This window comes from uncultured Campylobacter sp. (assembly GCF_937997465.1).
Classification (GTDB): Bacteria; Campylobacterota; Campylobacteria; order Campylobacterales; family Campylobacteraceae; genus Campylobacter_A.
The window spans coordinates 1-2,213 of record NZ_CALKTQ010000125.1 but is presented as its reverse complement, the minus strand read 5'-3'; the positions used below and the strand labels follow the sequence as shown (position 1 = coordinate 2,213).

General features: G+C 52.6%; 2 protein-coding genes. Both read left to right on the top strand.

Annotated elements, in window-relative coordinates; translation table 11 throughout:
• Positions 1-1,145 (top strand): nickel-dependent lactate racemase (gene larA, locus Q0546_RS03855; protein WP_298790700.1); only part of this gene is annotated, 1,145 nt, incomplete at its 5' end.
• Positions 1,146-1,147: 2 nt separating this feature from the next.
• Positions 1,148-2,213, top strand: a 1,066-nt coding sequence (larC, locus tag Q0546_RS03850) for a nickel pincer cofactor biosynthesis protein LarC (protein ID WP_298790697.1), incomplete at its 3' end; no start/stop codon positions are given.

The following is a 2,213-nucleotide window of genomic DNA, read 5'->3' as shown; positions in this document are numbered from 1 at the left end:
AAACGGCGCTCATCGCAAAGGCTCTGGCAAATCCGATAAATCAAAAAAGCTTTGACGAGTTTATCGCGGGCGAGCAAAAGATCGTCATCATCGTAAACGATGGCACGAGACCTACGCCGACGGCAAAAATTTTAAAGCAAATTTACCCGAAAATCCGCGAGAAAAATAAAATTTTCATCATCGCCACCGGCTGCCACAGAGAGGGCACGCTCGATGAGTACGAGATGATCTTCGGCAAAGAAATTTACGCCGAGCTTAACGCCAAAAACGAAGTTCACGATCACGACTCCAAGCACGACGAGATGATGTTTTTAGGCGAGTCCAAAAACGGCACGCAGATGTATCTAAACAAAATCGTGGCAGAAGCCAAAAAAGTAATCGTCATAGGCTCGGTTGAGCCGCACTATTTCGCGGGCTACACGGGCGGCAGAAAGGCATTTTTGCCGGGCACCGCGTCGTATGAGAGCATCACGCAAAATCACAAGCTAGCCCTAAGCGCCGACGCGCAAGCTCTGCGACTAGAGGGCAACCCGGTGCACGAGGATATGATCGACGCGATGAAAGTGCTAGCGCATATCGACGTTTTTTCGATCCAGACGGTACTTGACAGCGAGCACGGCGTGTATTACGCGAGCGCGGGCGACCTCAACGACAGCTTTTACGACTGCGTGAAAAAGGCAGACGAAGTGTTTTGCGTAAATATCCCGCGCAAGGCCGACATCGTGATCTCGGTCGCGCCATATCCGATGGACGTTGATCTCTACCAAGCGCAAAAAGCCCTAGATAACGGCAAACTAGCACTTGCGCAGGATGGAATTTTAATAATGGTCGCAAAATGCCGCACGGGCATCGGACCAAAGCCATTTTTTGATCTGATGGCCTCCGCGGATACGCCTAAAAAGGTGCTAGAAAAGATTAGCGCGGGCTTTAAGCTCGGCTATCACAAGGCCGCCAAAATGGCCGAAATCTCACTCTGGGCGCAGACTTGGGCGGTGAGCGAGCTTAGCGACGATGAGATGCGCGCCGTGCATCTAAAACCGTATCACGACATCCAAAAGGCCGTGGATGACGCGCTCGCGCAAAAGGGCGCGGACGCTAAAATCATCATCCTGCCGTTTGGCTCGATGACGGTGCCTAAGGCCTAGGCTTGGCTAAAATTTTATATTACGACGCTAGCGCTGGTATCAGCGGCGATATGAATTTAGGCGCGCTGGTGGAGCTCGGCGTGGATTTTGGCTATCTTTGCGCCGAGCTAGAGAAGTTAAATTTAGCCGGCGAATTTCGTCTGGAGCGTAAAAACGTGCTAAAAAACGGCATCGCCGCGACCAAAATCGACGTCATGCCGCTAAAATCGCAGCCCCACGCCAGAAGCTACGCGGATATCAGACAAATTTTAGAGAGTTCAAATTTAAGCCGGAGCTGCAAACAAAGAGCGGGCGCGATATTTCGCACGATTGCGCAGGCCGAGGCCAAAGTCCACGGCACAGAGGTAGATCGGGTGCATTTTCACGAAATCGGCGCGATCGATAGCATCGCCGACGTCGCTGGCGCGGCGATCTGCCTCGAGTATCTTTTTGAAAAGCTCGGCGTCTCGCGCGTCGTAAGCTCTAAAATCGAGCTTGGCGGCGGCGTAGCGATCTGCGATCACGGCGCTCTTAGCGTGCCGGCACCCGCCGTTTGCGAAATTTTAAAAGGCGCACAAGTAAGCTTAGGGCGGGCAAATTTCGAGACGACTACGCCCACGGGAGCGGCGATTTTGAAGGCCTGCGCGCTAAATTTAAGAGATCAAGACCGCCGCGAACCGCCGAGAAATTTTAAAATTTTAAGCACGGGCTACGGCGCGGGCGATAAAGAGGCCGCGGATTTTGCCAACGCGCTTCGCGTAATGCTTTGCGAAACGAGCGAGGATTTAGGCGCGAAAGACGAGCCGAATTTAAGCGCGCAAACCGGCTACGGCGAGGTTTGCGAGCAGATTTTAATCTCCACTAATATCGACGATATGGACGCCGAGAGCTTTGCCTTTGCGTGCGATATTTTGCGAGATAGCGGCGCGCTGGACGTATTTAGCAGGTCTATTTTTATGAAAAAGGGGCGCGCGGGCTTTGAGCTAAACGCGCTGTGCCGCAAGCAGGACGCGCAAAATTTAAAGGATCTGATATTTACGCACACGACGGCGATCGGCGTTCGCGAGATAGAGGTTGCTAAAACCGAGA